Annotated in this window: 21 protein-coding genes; 17 read left to right on the forward strand and 4 right to left on the reverse strand. The window is 45.1% G+C overall.

What is annotated here, in order from left to right; all coding sequences use genetic code 11:
• Positions 1-135 precede the first annotated feature (135 nt).
• The 4 genes from folB (at position 136) to AC27KT_RS11585 (ending at position 2,347) form a co-directional block, all read left to right on the forward strand.
• Positions 136-489, forward strand: coding sequence for a dihydroneopterin aldolase (gene folB / locus AC27KT_RS11570; RefSeq protein ID WP_487130096.1), 354 nt, complete (start codon positions 136-138; stop codon positions 487-489).
• The gene (gene folK / locus AC27KT_RS11575) at positions 489-983 is read left to right on the forward strand and encodes a 2-amino-4-hydroxy-6-hydroxymethyldihydropteridine diphosphokinase (RefSeq protein ID WP_487130098.1); all 495 of its coding nucleotides are present in this window, start codon (positions 489-491) and stop codon (positions 981-983) included. The genes folB and folK overlap by 1 nt, the downstream gene beginning before the upstream one ends.
• An 8-nt stretch (positions 984-991) precedes the next feature.
• On the forward strand, positions 992-1,792 hold the full coding sequence (locus AC27KT_RS11580; RefSeq protein ID WP_423077177.1) for an undecaprenyl-diphosphate phosphatase: 801 nt from the start codon (positions 992-994) through the stop codon (positions 1,790-1,792).
• A gap of 183 nt (positions 1,793-1,975) precedes the next feature.
• Positions 1,976-2,347 (forward strand): histidine triad nucleotide-binding protein, encoded by a 372-nt coding sequence (locus tag AC27KT_RS11585; protein WP_136780480.1) that lies wholly within the window; start codon positions 1,976-1,978, stop codon positions 2,345-2,347.
• Positions 2,348-2,437: 90 nt separating this feature from the next.
• Here AC27KT_RS11585 and AC27KT_RS11590 read toward each other — a convergent pair whose 3' ends face one another.
• Entirely contained in the window at positions 2,438-4,132 is a 1,695-nt protein-coding gene (locus tag AC27KT_RS11590) for a dipeptidyl-peptidase 3 family protein (RefSeq protein WP_487130101.1), read from the reverse strand.
• 443 nt (positions 4,133-4,575) lie between these two features.
• Here AC27KT_RS11590 and AC27KT_RS11595 point away from each other — a divergent pair, with 443 nt between their 5' ends.
• Positions 4,576-5,412: an HDOD domain-containing protein gene (locus AC27KT_RS11595; RefSeq protein ID WP_487130103.1), complete on the forward strand. Its 837-nt coding sequence runs from the start codon at positions 4,576-4,578 to the stop codon at positions 5,410-5,412.
• 119 nt (positions 5,413-5,531) lie between these two features.
• Here the strand turns inward: AC27KT_RS11595 and AC27KT_RS11600 are convergent, their stop codons facing one another.
• Positions 5,532-6,722 (reverse strand): benzoate/H(+) symporter BenE family transporter, encoded by a 1,191-nt coding sequence (locus tag AC27KT_RS11600; protein WP_487130105.1) that lies wholly within the window; start codon positions 6,720-6,722, stop codon positions 5,532-5,534.
• 187 nt (positions 6,723-6,909) lie between these two features.
• Here AC27KT_RS11600 and AC27KT_RS11605 point away from each other — a divergent pair, with 187 nt between their 5' ends.
• Positions 6,910-7,473, forward strand: a complete 564-nt coding sequence (locus AC27KT_RS11605; RefSeq protein ID WP_487130107.1) for a helix-turn-helix domain-containing protein — start codon at positions 6,910-6,912, stop codon at positions 7,471-7,473.
• Positions 7,474-7,666: 193 nt separating this feature from the next.
• Here AC27KT_RS11605 and rdgC read toward each other — a convergent pair whose 3' ends face one another.
• A complete protein-coding gene (rdgC, locus tag AC27KT_RS11610) occupies positions 7,667-8,578 on the reverse strand; it encodes a recombination-associated protein RdgC (RefSeq protein WP_014948279.1) in 912 nt (303 codons plus the stop codon).
• Positions 8,579-8,695: 117 nt separating this feature from the next.
• Positions 8,696-10,426, reverse strand: coding sequence for an ATP-binding protein (locus tag AC27KT_RS11615; RefSeq protein ID WP_487130110.1), 1,731 nt, complete (start codon positions 10,424-10,426; stop codon positions 8,696-8,698).
• 265 nt (positions 10,427-10,691) lie between these two features.
• Here AC27KT_RS11615 and phoB point away from each other — a divergent pair, with 265 nt between their 5' ends.
• The 11 genes from phoB to AC27KT_RS11670 all read left to right on the forward strand — a co-directional run bounded on the left by phoB (position 10,692) and on the right by AC27KT_RS11670 (position 25,045).
• Positions 10,692-11,381: a phosphate regulon transcriptional regulator PhoB gene (gene phoB / locus AC27KT_RS11620; RefSeq protein ID WP_014948281.1), complete on the forward strand. Its 690-nt coding sequence runs from the start codon at positions 10,692-10,694 to the stop codon at positions 11,379-11,381.
• A 100-nt stretch (positions 11,382-11,481) separates the two neighbouring features.
• Positions 11,482-12,783, forward strand: coding sequence for a phosphate regulon sensor histidine kinase PhoR (phoR, locus tag AC27KT_RS11625; RefSeq protein ID WP_487130112.1), 1,302 nt, complete (start codon positions 11,482-11,484; stop codon positions 12,781-12,783).
• 16 nt (positions 12,784-12,799) lie between these two features.
• A complete protein-coding gene (locus tag AC27KT_RS11630) occupies positions 12,800-13,831 on the forward strand; it encodes a PstS family phosphate ABC transporter substrate-binding protein (protein WP_487130114.1) in 1,032 nt (343 codons plus the stop codon).
• A 425-nt stretch (positions 13,832-14,256) separates the two neighbouring features.
• Entirely contained in the window at positions 14,257-17,037 is a 2,781-nt protein-coding gene (locus tag AC27KT_RS11635) for a hypothetical protein (protein ID WP_487130116.1), read from the forward strand.
• Between the two features lie 117 nt (positions 17,038-17,154).
• A complete protein-coding gene (locus AC27KT_RS11640) occupies positions 17,155-19,803 on the forward strand; it encodes a TonB-dependent receptor domain-containing protein (RefSeq protein ID WP_487130118.1) in 2,649 nt (882 codons plus the stop codon).
• A 176-nt stretch (positions 19,804-19,979) separates the two neighbouring features.
• Positions 19,980-20,738 carry a DUF3450 domain-containing protein gene (locus AC27KT_RS11645; RefSeq protein ID WP_487130120.1) on the forward strand — a complete coding sequence of 253 codons (759 nt, stop codon included), beginning with the start codon at positions 19,980-19,982 and terminating at the stop codon, positions 20,736-20,738.
• Between the two features lie 13 nt (positions 20,739-20,751).
• A complete protein-coding gene (locus tag AC27KT_RS11650; protein WP_014948288.1) occupies positions 20,752-22,116 on the forward strand; it encodes a MotA/TolQ/ExbB proton channel family protein in 1,365 nt (454 codons plus the stop codon).
• Between the two features lie 2 nt (positions 22,117-22,118).
• Positions 22,119-22,637 carry a MotA/TolQ/ExbB proton channel family protein gene (locus tag AC27KT_RS11655; RefSeq protein ID WP_012517279.1) on the forward strand — a complete coding sequence of 173 codons (519 nt, stop codon included), beginning with the start codon at positions 22,119-22,121 and terminating at the stop codon, positions 22,635-22,637.
• 32 nt (positions 22,638-22,669) lie between these two features.
• Positions 22,670-23,077, forward strand: coding sequence for an ExbD/TolR family protein (locus AC27KT_RS11660; RefSeq protein WP_014948289.1), 408 nt, complete (start codon positions 22,670-22,672; stop codon positions 23,075-23,077).
• Between the two features lie 3 nt (positions 23,078-23,080).
• Positions 23,081-23,689 (forward strand): energy transducer TonB, encoded by a 609-nt coding sequence (locus AC27KT_RS11665; RefSeq protein ID WP_014948290.1) that lies wholly within the window; start codon positions 23,081-23,083, stop codon positions 23,687-23,689.
• A 6-nt stretch (positions 23,690-23,695) separates the two neighbouring features.
• The gene (locus AC27KT_RS11670; RefSeq protein ID WP_487130124.1) at positions 23,696-25,045 is read left to right on the forward strand and encodes a tetratricopeptide repeat protein; all 1,350 of its coding nucleotides are present in this window, start codon (positions 23,696-23,698) and stop codon (positions 25,043-25,045) included.
• Positions 25,046-25,091: the final 46 nt, after the last annotated feature.

Here is a 25,091-nt window from a genome sequence, read left to right on the forward strand (position 1 = left end):
AAGCTACTCCATCCAAACGCGATATACCACCGTTTACCAGCAATATGTGGTTGAAAGCGCAGTAGTAAGACCAGTATTGGAACCGGAAAGTAGGGCAATAAACTGGTTTGATAACAGACAAGATGAAAAAATTCCATGGGAAAAATTTATATAACAGGGCTTGAAGTAGACACCCTGATTGGTGTTTATGATTGGGAGCGAGTAAGAACCACCCAGCTACTTCTTGATGTAACACTTGATGTTGACTTAAGCGCGGCGATGCAAAGCGATGATGTTGCAGATACAGTAGATTATGCCAAAGTAGCCGAGTGCATCGTGGAAGTAGGTAAAGAAAGTACGTTTGAACTACTCGAGGCTTTCGGAAGTAAAGTGATGGACGCCGTTCTTGATAATTTCACCGTTGCGTCAATAACGCTTAAAATTGTTAAGCCTAATATCCTTCCCAATGCGCAAACGGTTGCTGTCGAAATGCGTAAAGAGCGCAATTGATGTCACAACATACCATCTTAATCAGCATTGGCTCTAATATTGAACGTGAGCATTACACCAAGCAATCTTTAGTTGCCCTGAAGCAGCACTTCTCAGATGTTTCAGTGTCTTCGGTCTACGAGAGCGAAGCGGTGGGCTTCAATGGAAGCCCTTTTTATAACGCGGCTGCTCGGGCGACGACATCAAAAAGTATAGAAGAGGTGTGCGCCATTCTTAAAGCCATTGAAAAAGACAATGGCAGGGTGCATACAGACAAAAAATTCTGTGCCAGAACCCTTGATCTCGACTTGCTTACCTATGATAGTAAGGTGACCACAACCCCTGTGGTTTTACCTCGCGAAGAGATTTGCTACAACGCGTTTGTGCTTTGGCCGTTAGCTGAACTTGTTCCCAACGACATTCACCCTGAAACGCAAGAAACCTATGCCCAAATGTGGCAAAACTTTGATAAACAGAAACAGCAATTATGGCCGATTGACTTTACTTGGAGTTAACCAAAGGAATGACACTTTTTGAAATTATTATTCTAGCAATTATTCAGGGCGTTACTGAGTTTCTTCCCATTAGTAGCTCTGGGCATTTATTGTTGCCCGCTGAACTTTTTGGGTGGGTAAGTCAGGGATTGGCGTTTGACGTTGCTGTACATGTGGGAAGCCTTCTAGCGGTAATGATTTATTTTCGCCAAGAAATAGGGCAGATGACCGTGGCATGGGTAACACAAGGATTTAGCAAGCAACAATCTACCGACAGCAAACTTGCTTGGTACGTAATTGTGGCGACTATTCCAGCGGTTATTATTGGCTTTTTAATGAAAGGCTGGATAGAGGAAAATGCTCGTACGGCGCTGGTAATAGCAGGCACCACCATCATTTTTGGTCTGCTGCTATGGTATGCCGATGCCACTGCAAAACGTGAGCAAGAGCTAGAAGGGCTAACGCTAAAGCAAGCCATTTACATCGGGTTGGCTCAAGTGCTGGCGCTTATTCCAGGCACTTCTCGTTCAGGTATTACAATGACCGCAGGTTTGATGTTAGGCCTCAAGCGCGAAGCCTGTGCGCGCTTTTCCTTCTTATTGTCTATACCTGTTATCTTGGGCGCGGGTTTGTTAGCTACTCTTGACCTACTCAAAGCCAATGAAGCGGTAGACTGGTATGCGCTGCTTTATGGCGCGGCGTTTTCATTCGTAAGTGCCTACCTTTGTATTTATTTATTCCTAAGCTGGATATCGCGCATAGGCATGCTGCCTTTCGTTATCTATCGTTTAGCGTTAGGCGTATTACTACTATGGTTTGTTTTCGCTTAAGTAAAAAACAAGGGTGTTAATCTTCGTTCAATATCGCGCCCTAGCGCTGAACTAAAGCGCTTAGAATTTATTAGTGCCTGTTGACCTTGATGTACAGTAAGGTCAACAGCCTCTAAGTTAGCGGGTGAATTTTTAACATCATTAGTGCATTTGGCAAAGACCTCATTGGAAGGGACATGAGACATGGCAGAAACAATATTTGATAAAATTATCAGCAAAGAAATTCCAGCAGACATATTGTACGAAGATGAATTGGCGCTGGCGTTTAAAGATATTAATCCTCAAGCACCTATTCACTTTCTGGTTATTCCGAAAAAGCAAATTGCAACGGTAAATGATATTACCGAAGAAGACCGCGAAGTAGTGGGGCACTTGTCATTTGTTGCGGCAAAAATAGCCAAGGAGCAAGGATTTGCCGACCAGGGCTTTCGTACGGTTATGAATTGTAATGAATACGGTGGTCAAACGGTATATCACATTCACCTTCACGTATTGGCGGGCAAACCGCTAGGCTGGCCTCCATATACTGAAAACATGAAACAACACGTAGAGTAGCGTGGAAAGATAAGAATACAAAAATGCCGCCCTGAGATAACTATCGAGGGCGGCATTTTTATTTAACGAGTGCGGTAATTAAGCGTGTTACTACTTGGCAAGTCCCAGCACTTCTTTACCTTGGTTAAAGTGAATATCAACTGGAATACTCGCTGCTTCTAAGCGTGCTAAATCCGAAGCAAGATCGGGTTTAATGACACCCATAGTTTCTACTAGCTTTGCCACGCCGTCGTAATCACCGTCGCCTTGTAGTGTAAGGATTAATTCAGATAGCGCTTCTACTGCTGCGCCCATCTTCTGCATATTTACGCGATACATGCCGTCTTCTGTTTTCTCGAAGGCGCCCTGCTGGGCAAAGAAGTTAAAGCGGATCATGTTCGCTTTTCCGTGTGCAGAGCTTGCGCCGAAACGCACAGAACGGAAAATGCCAGCCATGAAGGTAACGTAATAATCTTCTAGTGTACCTTCAGTGATTTCACCTTTTTCAAGAAGACTTTGTACCATATACAAACCTAGAATATCCGCTTTGCCTTCTTCAAGAGCTGACGCATGCTCTTTAAGTGCCCCGCGCACAGTCCCCGAACCATCTAGAGTGTTCTTAATCCCTAAACCGTGTGCCACTTCATGAAACATGGTGTTCGCGAAAAAGGCGTCAAACGTAATGTGCTCACGTTGCTCTGGTACAATTAACGTATCCGCAATAGGCACCAAAATAGTATCGAACTTTGCACGCATTGCGTTTTTAAGCTGCAGACGACGGGTTCCTTTTTCTAGCTGTACTCGCTCATCATTGGGCAAGTTAATCGCAATGGTCTTACTGCCTGCATTAGAGTGACCGGCATAATAAATAACATCATAAGCGTTAAGGTCTGCATCAGAACCTGGCATTTCCGCTTTATATGCCTCAGCAACCGGAAGACCTTGCTGTAATTCAGGCAAAAATGCAGCGTACTTAGCAAGCTTTTCACTCCATGCTAAATCTTTAATGAGTACATAGGCTTCAAACGCTGTGCGATAGCCAAAGAGTTGATCTTCGTAGCTTTCAATAGGACCAATAACCAGCTCAACAGGATTGGTCTTCATATCCATCCACGCCATGTCAGAAGCAAGGTAATCGTCTGACAATAAAGCTTCAGAACGCAGTTGCAAATATTGCTTGAAGCTTTCGTCTTCAACTAGCTCTGACGCTTTTTTAAGCAGGTCAGACGCCTTCATTAACTCACTCTTGAAGGCCTCAGAATAAGGCACAGAATACAGCTTACCTGCTTCATCGCGCTTCACTATGGAATAAAGGCCTTGCTTGTCGTCAAAATCTGCCGTGGCAAATTCCTCTTTTTCAATATCATGGGGGTAGAACTCAGCGCCCAGCGCTTTGTCTTCATAGCCACTTAAAAAAGGTGTATCGCCATTTAAGCGATCCCAAGGTCCATAGTTTATCGCTGCAAAGTGACGGACCTTTTCGTCGCTAATTGATGAAAGAAATGCATCTTTATCTTCAAAGAACGCTTGTTTCCAGAACAAGTCGTCCATGATTTTCGATGCATCAATTAACAGTGAAAGCATTTTGTGTTGATTGTCACTAAGGTGTGACAAATCGCTGGTAAGATCTACGCCGTGATAAATAGACAAGCGAGACTCATCAACAAGTAAGGTTTGCTCTGTAGTGGTGTCAGGCTTTACCGTTTGAGTTTGTGTTGTGTCAGCGCTTTTGCTGCACGCTGTCAGCATGAATAACCCTGCTACAGCCGCAGCGATAGGAGAGTATGTTGAAATCGTTTTTCTCATAATGAAGTTTACCGTGTCGTTACACTGTCATTAAACAGTAGTTGGTGCGGTGATAAAGTAGTTCACTATAGCTATGCTTTTGATTTTATACAAAAGTATGAAAATTATTTGCTCAATATCAATAGTGGTTTGCTACTAGTTGTCTATACTTTAATTGAGCTCCGGTGCTTCTGCGGTTATTAATTATTCGTATTGAAGCAGCCTTTTTTAGTTGGTCGAAACCAAAGAGCTACTATAGTATGGTGATAGAAATACCATAATAAAACAATAAACGGTTTGTATTTTAGCGTGAAACATAAAGGCTATGTGAGTAAACGCAGGGAATGCAACGCATAAACATTTAGTTAATTTAGTGCATTGGAATTTCTGATGACTAGATGAATAACGGATAACGCAACCTATCGCCTTATCAAGGCTATTTGGAACTTTCTAAGGGTAGAAATATGTCTACACAGAACGCGCTTTCAACCATCTTGGTTGAAAAAATAAATAATGACACACTGGTCCTTCCTACACTTCCGGCTATTGCATTGAAAGTCCGTAAAGCAGCAGACGATCCCGACATTAACTTAAATGCAATGGGAGACGTGATTGGTCAAGATCCCTCACTAAGCGCGAGAATGATCAAAATCGCTAATAGCGCTTACATGGGCCGCAGTGTAAAAGTGACGTCTATCAGCCAAGCGGTGACACGAATTGGTCTGCGCCAAATCAAGAATATTTCAACAGCATTGGCCATGGAGCAGTTGTTCGTTTCTAAAAATGATGTAGTTGCACGCTACTTGCAGCAAGAGTGGGCAAACACTGTAAATATTGTTGCTAATTCTATGGCAGTACTACAGTTGTATATCGCGCGTACGAAAAAGCGTGAAATGAGCATGGATACCATGACGCTAGCGGCACTGGTTCACAACATCGGCGTTTTACCTATTTTAACTGAAGCTGAACGTCACCCTGAAGTCTTTGCTAACCCTTCATTTCTTGAAGTGGCTATAGATAAATTAGCTGGCCGCATTGGCGCAAGTATAATGCGTGAATGGGGCTTCGGCGATAGCTTCGTCAATGTGGCTAAAAACTGGAAAGATTTAAGCTACTTGCCAGATGAACTAGGTTATATTGATTTTGTACGTGTGGGCGCGGCAGTCTCAGGTGCTGCAGGCAGTCAAAAAGACGCTATGTTAAACTTAGCGATGCAGCGCGGTGTAGTTGAAGATATGGGCGAGCTTCACTCTGATGAGTTTGAAGAACTAGCAAGCGCCGCGAAACAAATATTCTTATAAGCTTAAAAGTTATAAGAAGCTTGATACTACTATTAGGCCGATACGGAAGAAGATTTTCAAAAGTATCGGCTTTTTGTTAGGTAAATTTTGCTATGGTTAACAGCGCTAAACAAGCTCCACTAGGCGTTATCAGGTTTCTTTTGAACATACAGCAACAATAAACCTAATCCCAACCCCCACACTGCTGATGTCATGGCATATAAACTAAATCCAGACGCCGTACACAGCATAGTAAGCAAAGCAGGAGCCCTGTGATGCTCTACTTCCATAGCGCGAACCACCGCTCCTTGCAGCGTAGCCAATAGGGCTAGTCCAGCAAGCAGATGAATAATGATACTGGGCATACTCACAAATAGCGCAACGACCACAGACGCTAACAGCCCCATAAATAAATACGCCACGCCGGCTGCAATAGCCGCTTTATAGCGTTGTGACTTTTCATTATCTGCCTGCTCACCCATGCATAACGCCGCCGTTATCGCTGCTAAGTTAAAGGTAAAACCACCGAAAGGTGCTAATAAAGCTTGAACAATGGCAATGCCTGACAAAATGGGTTTGTGGTCGGGCGTATAGCCGTGGGCATGATGAATTGCTATGCCGGGCAAGTTTTGGGAAAGCGTGGTAATAAGAAAAAGAGGAAAGGCTAATCCAATGGCGGCACTAAGCGAGAAACTGGGAGTAACCCAGATAGGCTCAGGCAACGTGAACATTGACGCCAGCCCTGATGAGCCGCTTGGTAAAGCAAAAGTACCGCTGGCACTGGTCATAAACAAACTAATGCCTATCGACATAACTAGTAGTAACAGCATCAAATAGCGGGGAAATAGTCGGCTTCCTATTAGATATGCCGTGATAAATAACGCAACTAAGTGGGGTGCTTCATTAACATCACTGAATATCGCAAGGCATATAGGCAGGAGAATACCAGCTAAAAGTGCAGATGAAATGGCCGGAGGAATGCGACTAATTTGTTTGAGTAAAGTCCGACTTTGCGCTGTTATAAGTGAAAGCGCTGCGCATATTACAAATGCACCAATGGCTTCACTTAAACTATAGTCGCCGATACTGGTTAACAAAAAAGCCGCACCAGGCGTCGACCAAGCGGTAACAACGGGCAGCTTGGAGAGCCACGAAAACAGAATACAGGTAATACCCATACCGAACCCAAGCGCCAATAACCAACTCACTACCATGTCGTCGCTGGCGCCGGCTTTACGCGCTACATCAATGATAATGACAACAGAACTACTGTAACCTACCGTAACGGCGGTAAGCCCCGCGCTGATATGACTTAACTTCCATTTGCTCATGAAAACCCTCGTGATGGCATTTCGAATTGGAAACGACTGAGCGATAAAAACACGCTTTCAGTGTTTATCGAATGTGCTACTCTACCTTTCTGTGCGCTATAACGTACAATGGGCAACTTATCATTTGTGCGTTATAGCGCACAACTGCTTTTTTAATATCAGCGACTAAATAAAAGGCCTTGATTACATGGCAAAAGCAAATGCGCAGCCTTCTGCTATTTCAAGAAGTATTGCACAGCACCTGCAGTCTGTTCGTAAAGCTAGGGGGCTTTCCCTTGATAAAACCGCCCAATTGACGGGCGTGTCTAAGGCCATGTTGGGGCAAATAGAACGAGGTGAGTCTAGCCCTACAATCGCTACCTTGTGGAAGATAGCCACAGGTCTTGCGTGTTCTTTTTCTTCTTTCTTGTCAGGTGATGAAACCGCACCTACGTCCCAACATGCCGACAACAAGTTCGCTAACGACCCAAACGTAACCATAAAAACGCTATTTCCGTTTAACTCAGCCACCCAGTTTGAAATGTTTGAACTATGCTTAACGGACTTTCATGAGCAGCACTCTTCGGCGCATCAAATAGGGGTCACCGAACATATTCACGTACTACAAGGAAAGTTAGGGGTTTTGCAAGATGGTCAATGGCAAATCTATCAAGCGCAAGAGCAGTGTATATTACGCGCAGACCAGCCCCACGGTTATCGAGATGAAGTAGGAGAAACGCGCTTTATTGTGGTTATTCACTATCCCACTTAAAGCGGTTGGGCAACTTTCTCGCAAACACTAGGGAAAAGGCTAGAAAGTATTTGCACTACATGACAGTTGCCAGTTCAAACAAGCAAGTTAATTAACAGGGCCTAATAAAAAGCCTAACTACTCCAAGGTAATTAGGCTTTTCGATAGCGCTAGGCTATCTTTCTCATCGGCTTAATATTTATTTGCCGTTCGTTTATAAACTATCGTCGTTAAGATTAAGCGCACCACGAAGGAAGTTAAGCAGTGTACAAATTTCGGCTGACATAAGCGCGAACTCTGCATCAAGGCGCGCTTCAACCTGATCTTTTGGCACATCGTCAGTTTCTTCTTTAATGCGATCGGTGAACTTAACACGTTTAATGGCGCCATCCTCACACATAATAGCCGTTAACGTCTCTGCATATTCGAATGCAACTTTTTGAACCAACTTACCGGCATCCAAATGAATACTGATTTCTTCGCTATCTAGCGGCTGGTTTTTACAACGAATAACGCTGCCAGTGTCATCGGTAGATTTAAGCTCAGCTTCTTCAAGTAGACCTACACCTTCTGGTGTTGACTCAGTAACCCAGTGCGTAAGCTCGCTTTGAAGGCTTCTGCGCGTAAACGGAACAACCGGCAGTGAGCCTATGGCTTTTCTGACCATGGCCAAAAAGGCTTCGGCTTTGCCATCAGATGATGCGTCCACTACGACTAAGTTGTCAGCAAGCGAAATAAAGCCGTGAGTGTAGGTGTTTTTCGTAAAGGCCTGGGGCAGCAAGCGGGTTTGAATTTCTTGTTTAAGATCTGCCTTGGCTTTTTTACCAACTGGCGAACCGGTTTCCATTTCAATTTTGGCCACCATTTCGTCAAGCTCGGCATTTACCACTGCGCCGGGCAAGATCTTTTCTTGTTTCTTTAGGGTTATCCAAAAACGCTGTTGAACAACATGGAACATGGTGCCTTGCTTACCCGCCTGAGAAAACGGAGAGGCGAACCCCATGGTTGCTAAATCCTGGCTGCCGCATGGGCGAAAAGCGTGTTCGTTAAGGGCACGTTCTAAATCGCCCTCGTCTAGCGATAACGGCTGAGTAATTTGATAGGCTTTTACATTTTTAAACCACATAGTGTAAGCATTCTCTTGATAAAAATAGGGCGCAAGCCTACCAACGTAAGACTCGCGGTGCAATTGAATAAAAGGCCCTAGAAAGCGGGCACCTTAGATTGATAGTGGCAAGAAAGGCTAAGCACTCTTTTTCGGAAAACGAATGGTGTACTGTAAGCCGTTGCCAAGCGTACTGTCGGCCTCTATATGTCCATGCAGCGACTGTGTAACCAGGTTGTACATAATATGTGTGCCTAGACCGCTACCACCTTCTCCGCGTTTGGTAGTAAAGAAGGCATCAAACAACTTACTGAGCTCTTCTTCGCTTAAACCTTTTCCGTCATCTTGGTAGTGGATCACAACATTATTACCATCTTCTTTTACATCTAGTGTTACAGAGCCGGCTGCCTTATTTTCAAATCCATGTGTGATTGAGTTAACCACCATATTGGTAACGATTTGAGCGATGGCGCCGGGTGCACAGGTCACAACTAAATTGTCGGGGCAGGATACGTTAATTTGATGTTCAGTATGCTTAAAACTTGGCTTAAGCGACTGAATGATTTCGTTAATGTAATCACCTAAAACAAACTCGCGTTCAGTTTCGCTAGTTTGGTCGACGGCCACTTGTTTAAAGCTAGCAATAAGATCAGATGCCCGCTCTAAATTACTCAAAAGTAAGAGTGCAGTTTGCTCAGCCTCGTCAATAAAGCTTGCCATATTCTTACTGGTCAGGCTTTTATCTTGAAAGTCGGTCTTTAAGTTGTTCAGTCGCTCTTGAAGAAAACTGGCTGCGGTAACGCTCACCCCTAGGGGCGTGTTCACGTCATGCGCTATACCCGCAACAAGACCGCCTAGTGAGGCCATGCGCTCTGATTCAACCAATTGTTCTTGTGCTTGATGAAGCGTATCCATTGAACTGGCGAGTTCTTGATTGCGTTTACGAAGTTCAGCTTCTATGTACTGGCGGTTTTCGTTTTCCTGGCGAAGCTCTCGTTGATGGGCAATAAGTTCATCTTTTTGCTGCTCTAAGTCGAGCATGATTTGAGACAAAGATGCGGTCTTCTTTGCCACTTCTTGTTCTAGTATTAGGTTTTGGTCGTCTAGCTTCTTGTTGGCTAGGGTAAGTTCACTCTGCGCATCTTTAAGCTTATTGTTTGAAATAATAAGGTCATCAATAACGTGGTTGTAAGATTCCTTAAGCTGTAATAGCTCGTTGTCGTCATCGAGTTTTATGCTGAGTTTACTCTCCTCTGGATGTTGCGGGTCAAAGTTACCCATTTGCTCAGTCATGGTTTGCAGCGGTTCAGAAAGCATGGTGCGAAATGCGGTCATGAATAAGAAGACAAGAAAAGTGGTTTTTACTAATGCGTTACCGATGAGAAAAAACACGCCCACTTCAATACGACTAAAAATAGTGTCGAAGCTCGAATACAAGGTGACATCGCCAACGGTAGATTCACGCCCAGAGAATTTAAACACCAATGGAAAGCTGTAGCTAAAAACGCCGCCGGCGTGATCTTCTATGAGTTCTTGATCAATAGGCGCGGGTGAGCGTTGCGCACGAATGCCATACTCTGCAATGTAGTTGCCATTCTCACCGCGTACTTGAAGTCCTTCAACGATAGGCAGTGACATTAATCCTTCAGCAATAGCGCGAACCTGATCATTATTTAACTCCCACAAGGCGCGAGTCAGGCTTGAAGAAAAGGTGTTTTTCAGGGTTTGCAGTTCACCTTCAACGTGATTTTTTGTGCTGAGATATTCAGTAAAAATCTGTCCTACTGTCACAAGCAGTGTGAGGGCAAAGTATACAGACAGTACCCTAGCTAAAAGCTTCCTTGATAACCCCGTCTTGACCGCAGCCATAGAAAAACGCACCCCTGTTACTTCAGACTTTTGATGATACCCACACCATGGCGAGATAGTCGTTATAAATTACATACGCGTTGAAAATTAAGACAAACCAAGAATATGCGCAATCGTATGAATAAACAAGATTCTATGCTTAAACTTTGTGCGTCGCGTGTTTTATAAACGTATTAAACTTGACACATTAATGTAATCGTTTTAATAAAACTGTCACAGACCACATTAATAATAACGGCGTTTAGAAATGAGCAGGAATATTACGATGTCTCGTACAGTGTTGGTGGTTGAGGACGAAGCGCCTATCCGTGAAATGCTTAAGTTTGTGCTTGAGCAATCTGGTTTTAACATTATAGAAGCCGAAGATTTCGACATCGCGCAAGAAAAAATTTGCGAACCTTACCCAGATTTAATCTTATTAGATTGGATGTTGCCGGGAGGAAGCGGTGTACAGCTAGCTAAAAGTTTAAAGCAACACGAGTTTACTCGTGACATTCCCGTCATTATGCTTACAGCCCGTGGCGAGGAAGAAGACAAAATTCGCGGTCTGGACGCAGGAGCTGATGACTACGTTACTAAACCATTCTCGCCGAAAGAGCTTGTGGCAAGAATAAAAGCAGTGATGCGAAGAGTAACGCCTACATCAAGCGAGGAGCCTATTGAATTCAATGGCCTAAAACTTGAGCCGGTATCACATCGCGTAATGGCGAATGAAGAACCTTTAGATATGGGGCCGACTGAATTTAAGTTGTTGCACTTCTTTATGACGCACCCAGAACGTGTCTATAGTCGAGAGTTACTGCTAGATAATGTTTGGGGAACCAATGTTTATGTAGAAGACAGAACGGTAGATGTACATATTCGACGTCTACGCAAAGCTATCTCTCGCCACGGACATGATGCTATGATCCAAACAGTACGCGGCGCGGGTTACCGTTTTTCTACTAAGCTGTAATAAATGTAGTGTTTAGGGAATAAAATGGTGTTATTCCCTTGATGTCGCTGCGCTATCTGGGCATGCCCCCAATTCCACCTTTAACAACGCGAGCTATTTCATGTATTACCCGTTCTCTTGGTTGAGAAGTACATTGCGCTTAGTGCTATTCCTTGTGGTTTTTGCGCTTGTAGGGTGGTATTTGGATGATATGCTGTTTGCCGTTGCTATTGGTGCAACGCTACTTTTATTATTTAACTATTGGCACCTTTATAAGTTAAACCGCTGGTTATGGCATAGTCGTAAAATGTCTCCCCCTACTGTGCGTGGCGTGTGGGAACATATTTATGAAGGGATTTATTACCTTCAGCGTCGTAACCGCAATAAGCGTAAAGAGCTTGGTGAATTGGTAAAGCGCTTTAGAGAGGGTTCTGAAGCCTTGCCTGATGCGGCGGTAGTGGTTGATGCTAAGGCCTGCATTATTTGGTGTAACCGCCTTGCTCGCTTGGATTTAGGGCTTAAATGGCCGCAAGACTCTGGACGTCGCGTCGACAATTTGTTGCGTCACCCTGAATTCATTCAGTACTTTCATGCGGGCAACTATAAATACCCTATCGAAGTACCGTCGCCTACCAACCCCAACAAAACCTTTGAATACCGGATTATGCCTTATGGCGATGAGCATCTACTGCTTATTGCCCGTGACATAACGCGGGTGTCCCAGCTTGAAGAAATGCGTAAGGACTTTGTGGCAAATGTGTCTCATGAATTGCGTACACCGCTAACGGTCATTAACGGATATCTTGAAATTCTTCCTATTGATGAAGACTCCGATCCATTCATGCAAAAAGCGATGAAAGAAATGACATCGCAAACCCACCGTATGCAAAACTTGATAGAAGACTTGCTGGTGTTGTCGCGCATTGAAGCAAGCTCGGAGCGCATCTACGAAAATGTTGTGAATATTCCTGTGGTTCTTGCGCAAGTGGAAAGAGAAGCGCAGGCGCTGAATAAAGAGAAAAAACACACAATAAACTTCCACATCGACAAAGAACTCTATGTTTTCGGTGTAGAAACCGAACTGCGCAGCGCTTGCTCAAATTTGGTGTTCAATGCGGTGCACTACACCCCAGCAGGTGGTGAAATTAATGTGTACTGGCGACATAAACCAAATGGCGCGCAATTTTCTGTGGTAGATAACGGTGATGGTATTGAGCCAAATCATCTAAACCGTCTTACCGAGCGCTTTTATCGCGTGGATAAAGCGCGCTCTCGCAAAACCGGTGGCTCTGGCTTAGGTCTTTCCATTGTAAAACATGTACTAAGTCATCATAATTCCCGTTTAGATATAACCAGTGCATTGGGTGAGGGCAGCAATTTCTCGTTTGTGCTGGATAACGAGTTGATTGCAGAGCAACTGTAACCCTAAGAGGCGAGAAGTGTTGGTGAGCAAAAAGCATGACAAGATGAAAGGGCAACGCTATCGCCTTTCAACGTTACTTTTAGTAATAGGCTTATTGATACCATTTGGAACCCTGGCTAATTCTCAAAATATTCAAAGCTCGTCATCTGCTTCTGGTAGCTATCAAGTGCCTGCCTATGAACGCAAGCCTGGGGTGGCAGGAAAAATATCCTCTGTTGGCTCAGACACGCTGGCAAATTTAATGACCTTTTGGTCACAGGAATTCAAAACCCTATATCCTCAGGTCGGCTTTCAAATACAGGCGTCAGGTTCATCTACCGCTCCGCCGGCACTTATTGAAGGTACTGCCACCATAGGCCCTATGAGCCGAGAATTAAAGCCCAGTGAAATACGAGATTTTACACGAACCCACGGTTACCCGCCTACGGTATTAAAAGTGGCAATGGATGCCATCGCCATTTTTGTGGATAGACGAAATCCTCTGCCGGGTATGACCCTTGAGCAAGTTGACGCGGTGTTTTCTGAAACCCAGTTTTGTGGCAGCAATACAGCCATTACCAATTGGTCTCAGCTCGGCGTTGACGATGTAGGCTATCGTTCTCCTATCAGGCTGTATGGTCGAAATTCAGTATCGGGTACTTACGGCTTGTTTAAAGTGATGGCGCTGTGCGATGGTGACTTTAAGAATACGGTAAATGAACAACCTGGCTCTGCATCTGTAGTATTGTCCGTGGCCAGCGGTACAGGCGCGATTGGCTATGCCGCTTACGGCTATAAAACCGCAGGAGTTCGCGCTCTGCCTTTAGGTGAGTCGCTAGACAGCTTAATCCCTCTTTCTATTGATACGGTGCGCAACGAAACGTATCCGTTTGCCCGTTTTCTTTATTTAGTGATAAATAAAAAGCCCGGTGAGCCTTTACCTACTCTAGAAAGGGAGTTTTTGCGCTATATCTTGTCACAGGAAGGGCAGCAGCAGGTGTTAAGAGACGGATATTTCCCCATTCGTGAAGACGTACTGGTACGCCAGCGTCGACTGCTTGATGAATAATAAGTGCCATTCAGAACAACGCTAACCACTCTAATACCGCTAAACAAATCAACAATTTTTTTAGGTGAAAGCCTCTTTAAAAGTCTACTTCACCCTACCTGTAATGTCATAATTACGTCACAAATCAAGAGGGTATGTTGGCGAAAAACTGGCAAATGCGATTGAAAAAAGGGGACGGTTGAAAATACATAAAGTCTACGTTCGGTCAAAGGTTTCAGATTTTTACCAATTAAGTTTTGGAAAAATATACAAAAAACAAATCCCCAGTTGCCAAAGTAAGTCTTCTAAACGTTTTTTTAGCCCAAAATTGAACTTTTTCTATGAAACTTTTGTTACAGCGACTTAATGTAACAAATGTGTCATCTACCTTAGGTAAAGTTTCCGCGTTTTCAAAATCCATAACTATACCGTACCTGGAGAAACACATGGAACTTAAGCAACTTTTCAAGGCTTCAGCTATTGCTACTGCACTTGTTCTAGCAGGCTGTGGCGGCGATATTAATATCAGTGAAGGTGATATTGATAACAGCGTAACTAATAATAACGGTGGAAACACTGGTGGCGGTACTGGTGGCGATACTGGTTCAGATGATACAGCTCCAGGTGAAGTAAGCTCTTTCCTAAGTGGTGAAGTTTCTGATGCGTTCGGCCAGTCGGTTGAAGTACGCGTTCTTTCTGGTCGTTTAACAGCTGATGATGCTGACGATCAAGGCGTTATCACGCTAACTAATGACACAGTATGGGCACTTGAAGGTCCAGTATTTATTGGTAACGACAAAGCAGACAGCGTAACGCTAGCAATCGAAGAAGGTACAATCATCTTTGGTCGCACAGGTGCAGATTACCTTGTAGTTAGCCGTGACTCTCAAATTGAAGCAGAAGGTACAGCATCTTCTCCAATCATCATGACATCTTTCAACGACGTTGTAGGTGACGAAGTTGGAGCAGGCCAATGGGGTGGTGTGGTTATCCTTGGTAACGGTACATCGACTAAGTGTCCACAAGACGGCTCTGACTGTGCACTTCAGGTTGAAGGTGCAGAAGAAGGTGCGGTATTCGGTGGTACAGACGATACAGATAGCTCTGGTATCCTTAAGTACGTTGTTGTTAAATACGCTGGCTTCGAAATTGCGCCAGACAACGAGCTTAACGGTATCACTTTCGGTGGTGTTGGTTCAGGTACAGAAGTCGACTATGTTCAGGTTCACAGCAACGCAGATGACGGTGTAGAGTTTTTCGGTGGCGCGGTAAACGCGAAACACTTAGTTTTGACAGCTAACCAAGATGACTCAGTAGACTGGGACAACGGTTATAAAGGTAAGCTTCAGTATGTTTATGTTCAGCACGCCTCTGACAACTCTGACGCAAACCGCGGTATTGAAGGTGACGGCGACGGTGGTGATGGTCTAGAATTCTCTAAGCCGATGATCGCTAACATGACAGTTATCGGTAACACGTTCGACACAGCTGACGCTGACTCAGAAGGTCTTTTACTTCGCGACCAAACTGGCGCAAACCTGATGAACTTCCTAATCACTGGTCCAGAAGCAATGGGCGAGTGTTTAGAAATGGACACAGACGAAACGGTTCAAGCTAACCTTTCTGACGGTGACTTAACCATGACTTACTCAGCCATTGCGTGTTCTGAGCCGTTCAATACGCCAGAAGGTGCAGTTGACCTTGAAGCATGGTTTACAGGCCAAGATGGTAACCAACTAATCGCGTTTGAAGACCGTGCAAGCCTTGGTCTAAACCCAGACGGTACGCTAACAGCACAAAGCGAACTTCTTACTGCAGGTGGCGACGCGTCTACATTGCTTGATACTTTCTTTGAAGCGAACACATTCATCGGTGCGATTGGTGAAGATGACTGGCGTCAAGGTTGGGCTTTTGGTTTTGGTGGCGGTAACATCGAACTAGCACAATCTGCTTCTGGTTGCCCTTCAGGTACAACGTCAATTACGCCAGTAGACGGTTCAACCACTACGTGCGAAGTGTCTGGCACTATCACGTCTGACCTAACGCTTACAGAAGGTAACTTTTACGCGCTTTCAGGTGCAGTATTCGTAGGTGGCGACAAAGAAAACAGCGCAACCCTTACTGTTGAGCCAGGCGTTACCGTTTACGGTGCGTCGGGTAATGACTACCTAGTAATTAGCCGTGATTCAGAAATTAACGCAAACGGTACTGCAGAAAACCCAATCACTTTTACCTCACGCGACCACGTTGTTGGCGGCCTTGAAGCGGGTGAAGCTGGTCAATGGGGCGGCATGATCGTTCTAGGTAACGGCGAATCGACTAAATGTCCACAAGATGGCACGTCATGTTCACTTCAAGTAGAAGGTGCACAAGAAGGTGCAGTGTTCGGCGGAACTGACAACACAGATAGCTCTGGTACCCTTCGCTATGTACGTGTAATGCACGGTGGTTTCGAAATCGCACCAGATAACGAGCTTAATGGTATTACGTTTGGTGGCGTAGGTTCTGGTACTACAGTTGAGTACGTACAAGTTCATAAAAATGCGGATGATGGTGTTGAGTTCTTCGGCGGTGCAGTAAACGTTAAATACCTAACGCTAACGGGTATCCAAGATGACTCTGTTGACTGGGATAACGGTTATATAGGTAAGCTACAGTTTGTTCTTGTTAAGCAGGCAGACGATAACTCAGATGCTAACCGCGCAATTGAAGGTGACGGCGACGGCGGTGACGGTACAGCGTTCTCAAACCCTATGGTTGCTAACATGACGATTATTGGTAACGAGTTTGATACCGCTAACGCTGATTCAGAGGGTGTTCTACTTCGCGACCAAACTAACGCACAGCTATACAACTTTGTTGTAACCGGTCCTGAGGGAATGGGCGAGTGTTTCGAAGCTGACCTAAGCGATGGCGACACTACGCTACTTGCTAACATGGATGGCACAAATACACCGCAGCTTACTTTTGAAACATCTGTATTAGCTTGTGCAGAAAATATCAAAGATTCTGGCGACTTCAGCCAAGAAGCGTGGTTCACTGCTCAAACAGGTAACAGCCTACTAGATAACACTGCAACGGTACTTGACGGTATCTATACAGTGGACGCAACAGTAGCGACTGACGTATCGACGCTAGACAGCTTCTTCTCTTCAGTAGACTTTATCGGCGCAGTTAAAGACGCTGATAACGACTGGACTGCGGGATGGACTGTTGGTCTTGAATAAGACCCAGTTCGCATAGCTAAAAACAAGCAAGTGCGTTGCAATAGTGGCGCACTTGCTTTTAAGTTTGTAAGACACGAATTATTTTCGTGAATATATTCCTTTATAAAGAGGTTCATCATGAACAGACCTGCTAACAGGTTTCTTCTAAAACCCATCAGCCTAGCCGTTGCAGCGAGCATTATGCTTCCGACGTCTATGGCTTTCGCTCAATCAAACGAAGACGAAGTGATTGAGGAAGTTGTCGCTACCGGTACGCGCCTAAAGGGCACGGCAACGGCAGTAATGGAAGAACGTAAAAATCAAGCTTTCGTAGCTGACATCATGGGTGCTGAGCAGATAGCTCGTACGGGTGACAGTGATGCTGCGGGAGCACTTCGTCGTGTAACTGGTCTGACACTAGTAGATGGTCGTTTCATCTACGTTCGCGGTCTTGGTGAGCGTTACTCATCAACGCAATTAAACGGTGCAATCGTGCCAAGCCCAGATCCAACGCGTAACGTAATTCCTCTCGACTTGTTTCCGTCGAGTATCATTGAAAGTCTTGCGGTCCAGAAGTCGTATTCACCGTCTATGCCTGCGGCGTTCGGTGGTGGTAACGTAAATATCCGATTGAAATCTATACCTACACAGCGTGTTTTCAACGTATCAGCTGCGGTTGGTATCGACACGGAAAACTCTGGTGACGTATTGGATTATGCTGGTGGCGGACGCGACTGGACCGGTGAAGACGATGGAACCCGCGCAGCCTCTGCTGCTATTCAAGAGCGCTGGGATTCAAAGAACTTCTTGGATGATCTAGAACCGGAAGAAGCATTAGCGTTATTTAAAGGCGTTAACAGAGAATATGGTCTTGAGAGAACGTCGGCTGACCCTGATATGCGTGTGAACGTTACTTACGGTGATAGCTACGACTACGATGATGATTGGCGTTTTGGCTTTCTAGTTACTTCACGTTATTCAGCCCAAACCCGCTCTTCTGAAGAATACGAGCTGCAAGACCCTGATTTAGTTGGCGATGACATTATTAATGTACGCTTCTTTGACGATATTCAGGGTACTGAGCAAACGGTGACTTGGTCTTCACTATTAACACTAGGCGTAGACTATAATCGCCAACATCGTATTGATTACAGCCTTATCGTGTTAAACGATACCCGTGATGAAATTCGCGAAATGTTTGGTAACACTGAAAACCTGAACCAAGCTGAAGGTCTACGTATTCGCGATATCGATGTTCAGTACGAGGAGCGCTCGCTTTATACCAACCAGATTAAAGGTCAGCATACAATCCCTGAACTAAACTTCATGGGTATTGACTGGACTTACTCATTAGGCCGCTCGGTACGTCATGCGCCAGGTAACTTCAATGCACGCTTCGTTATGGAAGATGTGAATGAAGATGGCATCTTTGACGGTGAAAACGAAATCTTCTTATCTGATGCACAGACTGCGGCTCGATATACGTTTCAAGACCTTCACGACCGCTTGGAGAACTTTGGTTATAACGTGACTTACCCAATGACAATGGGTAAGTGGGAAACAGAATACAAAGTGGGTGCGAGCTTCGTAACGAAAACACGTAATGCTGAAAACCGTCGTTTCGACATCAATACGCTTGGTGTTGAAGACCGTTCAGTTTTAGACGGTAACGACTTCAGCGAAATCTTCAGCGACAGTGTTTTAGACACCTTATCTTTGACTAGCCGCCCGATTATTCGTGATACAACCATTGCGGGTGATGATTACGTAGCAGGTCAAAAAGTCGATGCTTACTACTTAGAAGCTGATTTCTTCTACGATAACAAGTGGCGTTTCACGGGCGGTGCGCGCTATGAAGACTTCCGCCAGGTAGTGGCCCCATTAGACCCGCGTACTAATCAGTTTGATATAAGTGACGAAGCGGATCGTTCGCAGTTGGCGTTCCAAGAAGACGGTTTCTATCCGGCGTTAGCTGTAACTTACTTTCTTGAAGATGATATGCAGCTACGTGCCAGTATTGGTCAAACGGTAGTTCGCCCAGATCTTCGTGAGGTTTCTTCGGCGACTTACCTAGACCCGTTAACTAACTTCCCGATTGCGGGTACACCTGGTGTAAGCACAACAGATATCATTAACTATGATTTACGTTGGGAATGGTACCGAGAAGCGGGTAACAACGTTTCTGTAGGCCTATTCTATAAAGACATGGAGGCGCCAATTGAATCTGTACAGTCTCCGGCTCAGGATGGCCCACCGCTAATTCGTATTGCTAACGCTGAATCTGGCGAGGTGTACGGGGTTGAAGTTGAATTCCTACAAGACTTAGCCTTTATTGGCGACGGTATTTGGGACAACTTGTTTACTACAGGTAATATCACGGTTAGTGATTCTGAAATCGTACTCGATCGTCAGAATATTGTAGAGCAAACCGGTGTTTCGGCGGCGATTACTAACGTTGAGCGTCGTATGACGGGTCACTCTCAGTATGTACTTAACATGCAGTTGGGTTACGACTCAGATAATGGTGAACACTCTGCGTCATTAGTATATAACGTATTCGGTGAGCGTATCCTGATTGCGGGTATTGATGGCTTCGACGATAACTTCGAACAACCATTCCATTCACTTGATATGGTGTACAAGTATTACCCAGACTTTAATAGCACTGTCACATTGCGTGTTCAGAATATCCTAGGCGAAGATCGTGAAATTGAGTTTAACGATACGCTGCTTAGGTCAGAGACAAGGGGTACAGGTATAAGGTTGTCATTCAAATACGACTTCTAAATCTGAACTTATTTAAAAGGCCGCTAATCAGCGGCCTTTTTTATGCGATGAAGATGACACTTTTGGTCTATTTATGACAGTTTCGTAATAAAACTGTCACAGAAAACTCCTATCCTACGCGCAGAAATTTATAGTCGGATACAACCGATTTCTTTTAACTTTAAAGGTTTGAATGTATGAAGCTTATCAATGCCTTGCTTGTAGCAGGTGCGCTAGCAGCGACACCCGTACTGGCACAAGACGATGAAGTCTTAAAACCCGTTGTCGATGAGGCAGCGAAAATAAATGAGTCAGCGGCGAAATCGCAAGAAAAAATAAACGGTATTACCGACCAAATTGACAGCAAACTTCAACAGTTCAAAACATTGATGAAAGAAATCGAAGGCCTTGAGGTTTATAACACTCAGCTTCGTAAGCAAATCAATAACCAAGAACAAGAAATGGCAGACTTAAACGCTGCTATTGATGAAGTGTCTGTTGTTGAGCGTCAAATCACGCCGCTAATGATGCGCATGATTGACGGTTTAGAGCAGTTCGTTGAACTAGACGTTCCTTTTCTTCCAGAAGAGCGCGCTAATCGTGTAGCTGACCTTCGCGCCATGATGGACCGCGCCGACGTTGCTGCGTCTGAAAAATTCCGTCGCGTAATGGAAGCGTACCAGGTAGAGATGGACTACGGCCGCACTATGGAAGCGTATAGCGGTATTCATTCAATTAACGGTCAAGAGCGTGACGTTGAATTCCTACGCCTTGGTCGCACAGCGCTAATTTATCAAACACGTGACGCAAGCATGCAGGGTGTTTGGAACAAGCAAACTCGTCAGTGGGAAGAGCTTGATAGCAGCTACCGTACACAAATTACAAAAGGTCTGCGCATGGCGAAGAAGCAACTTGCACCAGACTTGCTAATGCTGCCAGTGGCAATTACAGACTAAGAGGTTGATGAGAATGTTTAACACAGTAAAACGTATCGCTGTTGGTCTAGCAGCCCTTAGCATCAGCGTTGGTGCTTTCGCACAAAGCGACCGTGCCATGGACTTAGACGCACTTCTTAAGCAACTAGAAGAAGGTCAGTTCGCACAGTCTCAGCAAAATAAACAGCGCGAGCGTGATTTCCAAGCGCAACGTGCAGAGCAAGATCGCATTCTTCGCGAAACTCGTGAAAAGCGCGACCAAATGCTTGCTCAATCAGAGCAGCTTGAAACTCAGTTCGAAGAGAACGAATTCAAACTGGCTGACTTAAACGGTGCACTAGACACACGTCTTGGTTCACTGAAAGAGCTATTCGGTGTGCTTCAGCAAATCGCTGGCGACACCAAAAACAAATTCTATAACTCAGTGGTTTCTGCACAGATCCCTGGCCGTGCTGACTTCCTTGATAAGATGGCACAGGACATGGGTTCAAGCTCAAAACTTGCATCAATTGAAGAAATTGAGCGCGTTTGGTTTGAAATGCAGCGCGAAATGACTGAAGCCGGCAAAGTGACTACGTTCAAGACAGACGTTGTTGAAGCGGGCGGTGAGAAAGTGAATAAGTCTGTTGTTCGCGTAGGTCCTTTTGCACTTGTTGCTGATGGTAAATACCTAGAGTATAACGGTGTAACAGGTACAGTATCTGAACTTGTACGTCAGCCTGCTGACCGTTACATGGATTCTGCTGCTGAACTACAAGCATCAAGCGGTGAATTAGTGCAGTTCGGTATCGACCCAACGGGTGGTTCAATCCTAGGTCTTCTTGTTCAAGCGCCTAATCTTCAAGAGCGTGTAGAGCAGGGCGGTGTGGTAGGTTACATCATTCTTATCGTTGGTGCATTCGGTCTTCTACTTGCCCTTGAGCGTCTTGTAACGCTGACGCTTATTCGCATGAAAGTGAACAAACAGCTTAAGAGCAAAGAAGTAAACACAAACAACCCGCTTGGCCGTGTACTTAAAGTACGTGACGAGCACCCAGACGCCGACGTTGAAGCTCTTGAACTTCACCTTACAGAAGCGATTTTGGGCGAAGTGCCTAAGTTAGGCCGCAACCTAACTATCATTAAGATTATCTCTGTTGTAGCACCGCTTATGGGTCTACTAGGTACGGTAACCGGAATGATCAACACCTTCCAGGCTATCACCTTGTTTGGTACGGGTGACCCGAAACTGATGGCAGGTGGTATTTCAACAGCACTTGTAACAACAGTACTAGGTCTAGTTGTAGCGATTCCAATGACACTGCTTTATGCAATGCTTAACACACGTTCTAAGAACATTGTGTACATCCTACAAGAACAGGCGTCTGGCGTAATTGCAGAGCGCGCTGAGCGAGGCTAACCATGATCGAGTTTCTAGAAGCAATTCGCGATTTCACAGAAACAGGTGGCCAGGTTCTCCTGGTCATCGGTCTGCTGATATTCGTTATGTGGCTTTTGATCCTCGAGCGTGCGATGTATCTGATGGTTTGGCACAAGCAAGCCAAGAAAGAAGCGATAGCAATGTGGACAGCACGTGCCGATCGCTCTTCTTGGTTCGCCGAGCAAGTTCGTCAGAAAACAATTTCACAGTTAACCATGCGCCTAAACGGCAGCATCCCAATTATTCAGTCACTGGTTGCGCTTTGTCCGCTGCTAGGTTTGATGGGAACGGTTACCGGTATGATTGAAGTGTTCGATGTAATGGCAATTGCGGGCTCAGGTAACGCTCGTTCAATGGCATCAGGTGTATCGAAAGCCACTATTCCCACAATGGCGGGCATGGTTGGCGCACTTTCAGGCGTATTCGCCGCTACCTGGTTAACTCGTATGGTGAAATCAGAACGCACGCATCTTGAGGATGCATTGATTATTCAACGTTAATGCTAGCTAAGCGTTAAGGTAAGGTATTTATTATGAAGCAGCACTTTCAAAACTTAGTCGATGAAGAAGAAGCAGCCATCGACATGACGCCCATGCTGGACGTTGTATTTATCATGTTGATCTTCTTCATTGTGACTGCGTCATTTGTGAAAGAAGCGGGTATCGATGTTAACCGTCCAGAAGCAGCAACTGCTGTGAAAAAGGATCGCGCTAATATTCTTATCGCTATTTCAGATAAAGGCGAAATTTGGATTAACAAGCGCCGTATCGACGTTCGCGCAGTGCAAGCGAACATTGAGCGTCTTCGCGCAGAAAACCCACAGGGTTCTGTTGTAATTCAGGCTGACAAAAAAGCCACAACAGAAACACTGATTAAGGTTATGGACGCGTCACGAGCCGCTGGCGTTTACGATGTTTCGATTGCAGCCCAAGAGCAATAAATCATGCCACGATATTTAATCGCATTTGTTATTTCCCTTGCGATCACGTTAGGCCTGTTCTTCTTGATGCAATCGCTTATCAAGATGGGTGGCAGCGCACTAACTGAGCCGCCTAAGGGAAGCGTGCTTGACTTCGTAAGGGTTAAGCAGGATGAACAGGTTGAGAAAAAAGATCGTAAGCCGAAGAAGCCACCTAAGCCTGAAGAGCCGCCACCGCAAATGGAGCAGCCTCAAATGGACTCGCCTTCTCCAGATGCAGAAGGTACGTCGATGGACTTTGGTGCTGAAGTCGGAGACGACATCTCGCTAGAAGGCGGCTTGGCCCTTGAATCTGGTGATGGTGAATATTTGCCTATCGTTAAAGTTGCACCGGTTTATCCGAGACGTGCACTTCAACGTGGTATAGAAGGTTTCGTTATTGTTGAATTTACAGTAACTAAGCAAGGCGCAGTACGCGACCCCATTGTTGTTGAAGCTAATCCGTCAGGTATTTTTGAACAAGCGGCCATTGATGCGGCAATGAAGTTCAAATATAAACCTCGAGTGGTAAATGGCGAAGCGACAGAAGTGTCTGGGGTACAAAACCGTATAACGTTCCAAATTGACGGGTAACAGAACATGATGAGAAAACAGACGAATACATTGCTTAGTGCACTGGCGTTTGCATTTGCATCGGCCACGGTATCTGTACCTACTCTGTTCATTGCTACTAACGCAATAGCGCAAGAGGCTGAGCAGCAAGATGGACAAGAGATAAAAGCTAGCGATAAGCAAACCCGTCGGGTACCAACGCTTCGCGGCAAAGTCTACGAGCAACTAGCCCGTGCACAAACGGCAGCAGATGAAGCTGGCGATGTAGAAGAAGCTATTTCCATTTTGAAAGAAGTGGAAGATAAGTCTCACTCTATGAACGCTTACGAAAAAGCCATGATGTACAACTTTTTCGGTTTCATTTATTACAACAACGAAGACTATGCAAAGGCGTTGGAATCGTTCGCGAAAGTGGTAGAGCAACAGCCTATTCCTGAAAAGTTCGAAATGACTACACTTTTCAGTTTAGCGCAGCTTAACCTTATGCAGGGTAATTACGACGACACCATCACTTATTTGGAACGTTGGGAAAGTCTTAATGCTGGCCCAGTACCGGTTAAAAATAAAGTCATCAAGGCCCAGGCGTACTACCAAAATAAACAGTACGACGAAGCTGCAATGTGGATTTCTGAAGCCGTTGCCGATCACGAAGCGGAAGGCATGATCCCTGACGAAGGTTGGTTAATACTTCAGCGTGCTATTTTCTATGAACTCAAGCAGCCTCAAAAGGTTAAAGACGTTCTGGTTAAAATGGTGAAGCTATTTGACGAGCCTAAGTATTGGATCCAGCTAGCTGGCATGTACGGTGAGCTAGGCGAAGAGCGTAAGCAGCTTGCTATCATGGAAACGGCGTATCAGCGCGGCTTCGTGAATACCTCAGCTGATGTGTTTAATATGGCGCAGCTTTATTACTATCATCGCGTGCCCTACAAAGGTGCTAAGTTGATGGAGCAGGCCATGAACGACGGCGTTCTAGAGAAAAATTTGCGCAACCTTAAGTTCTTAGGCCAAAGCTGGTCGCTTGCCAAAGAGCAAGATAAGGCTATTCCGGTAATGATGCAGGCAGCAGAGCTTTCGGAAGACGGTGAGTTAGATGCACAGTTAGCGCAAATTCTTCTCAACGAAGAGCGTTTCGACGATGCAATCGCAGCGGCAGACCGTGCGGTTGAAAAAGGCGAATTAAGAAACCCTGGTTTGGTTTACCTGATTAAAGGCATGGCGCTTTATAACAAGAAGCAATATGCACTTGCGCTCAACCAGCTAGCCGAGGCGGAAAAGCATCAAAAAAGCCGCGCTATGGCTCAACAGTGGAAGCAGTTTGTGCAGGGCGAAAAACGCCAAGCTGATGCTATATCTGCCGAGCTCGGGGCCAGTTAAATTCAGTATTTAAAACACAAACTCATTGAAAAGGTCGATAAATTAT

It is taken from the genome of Alteromonas sp. 5NW40-0090 (assembly GCF_057552975.1).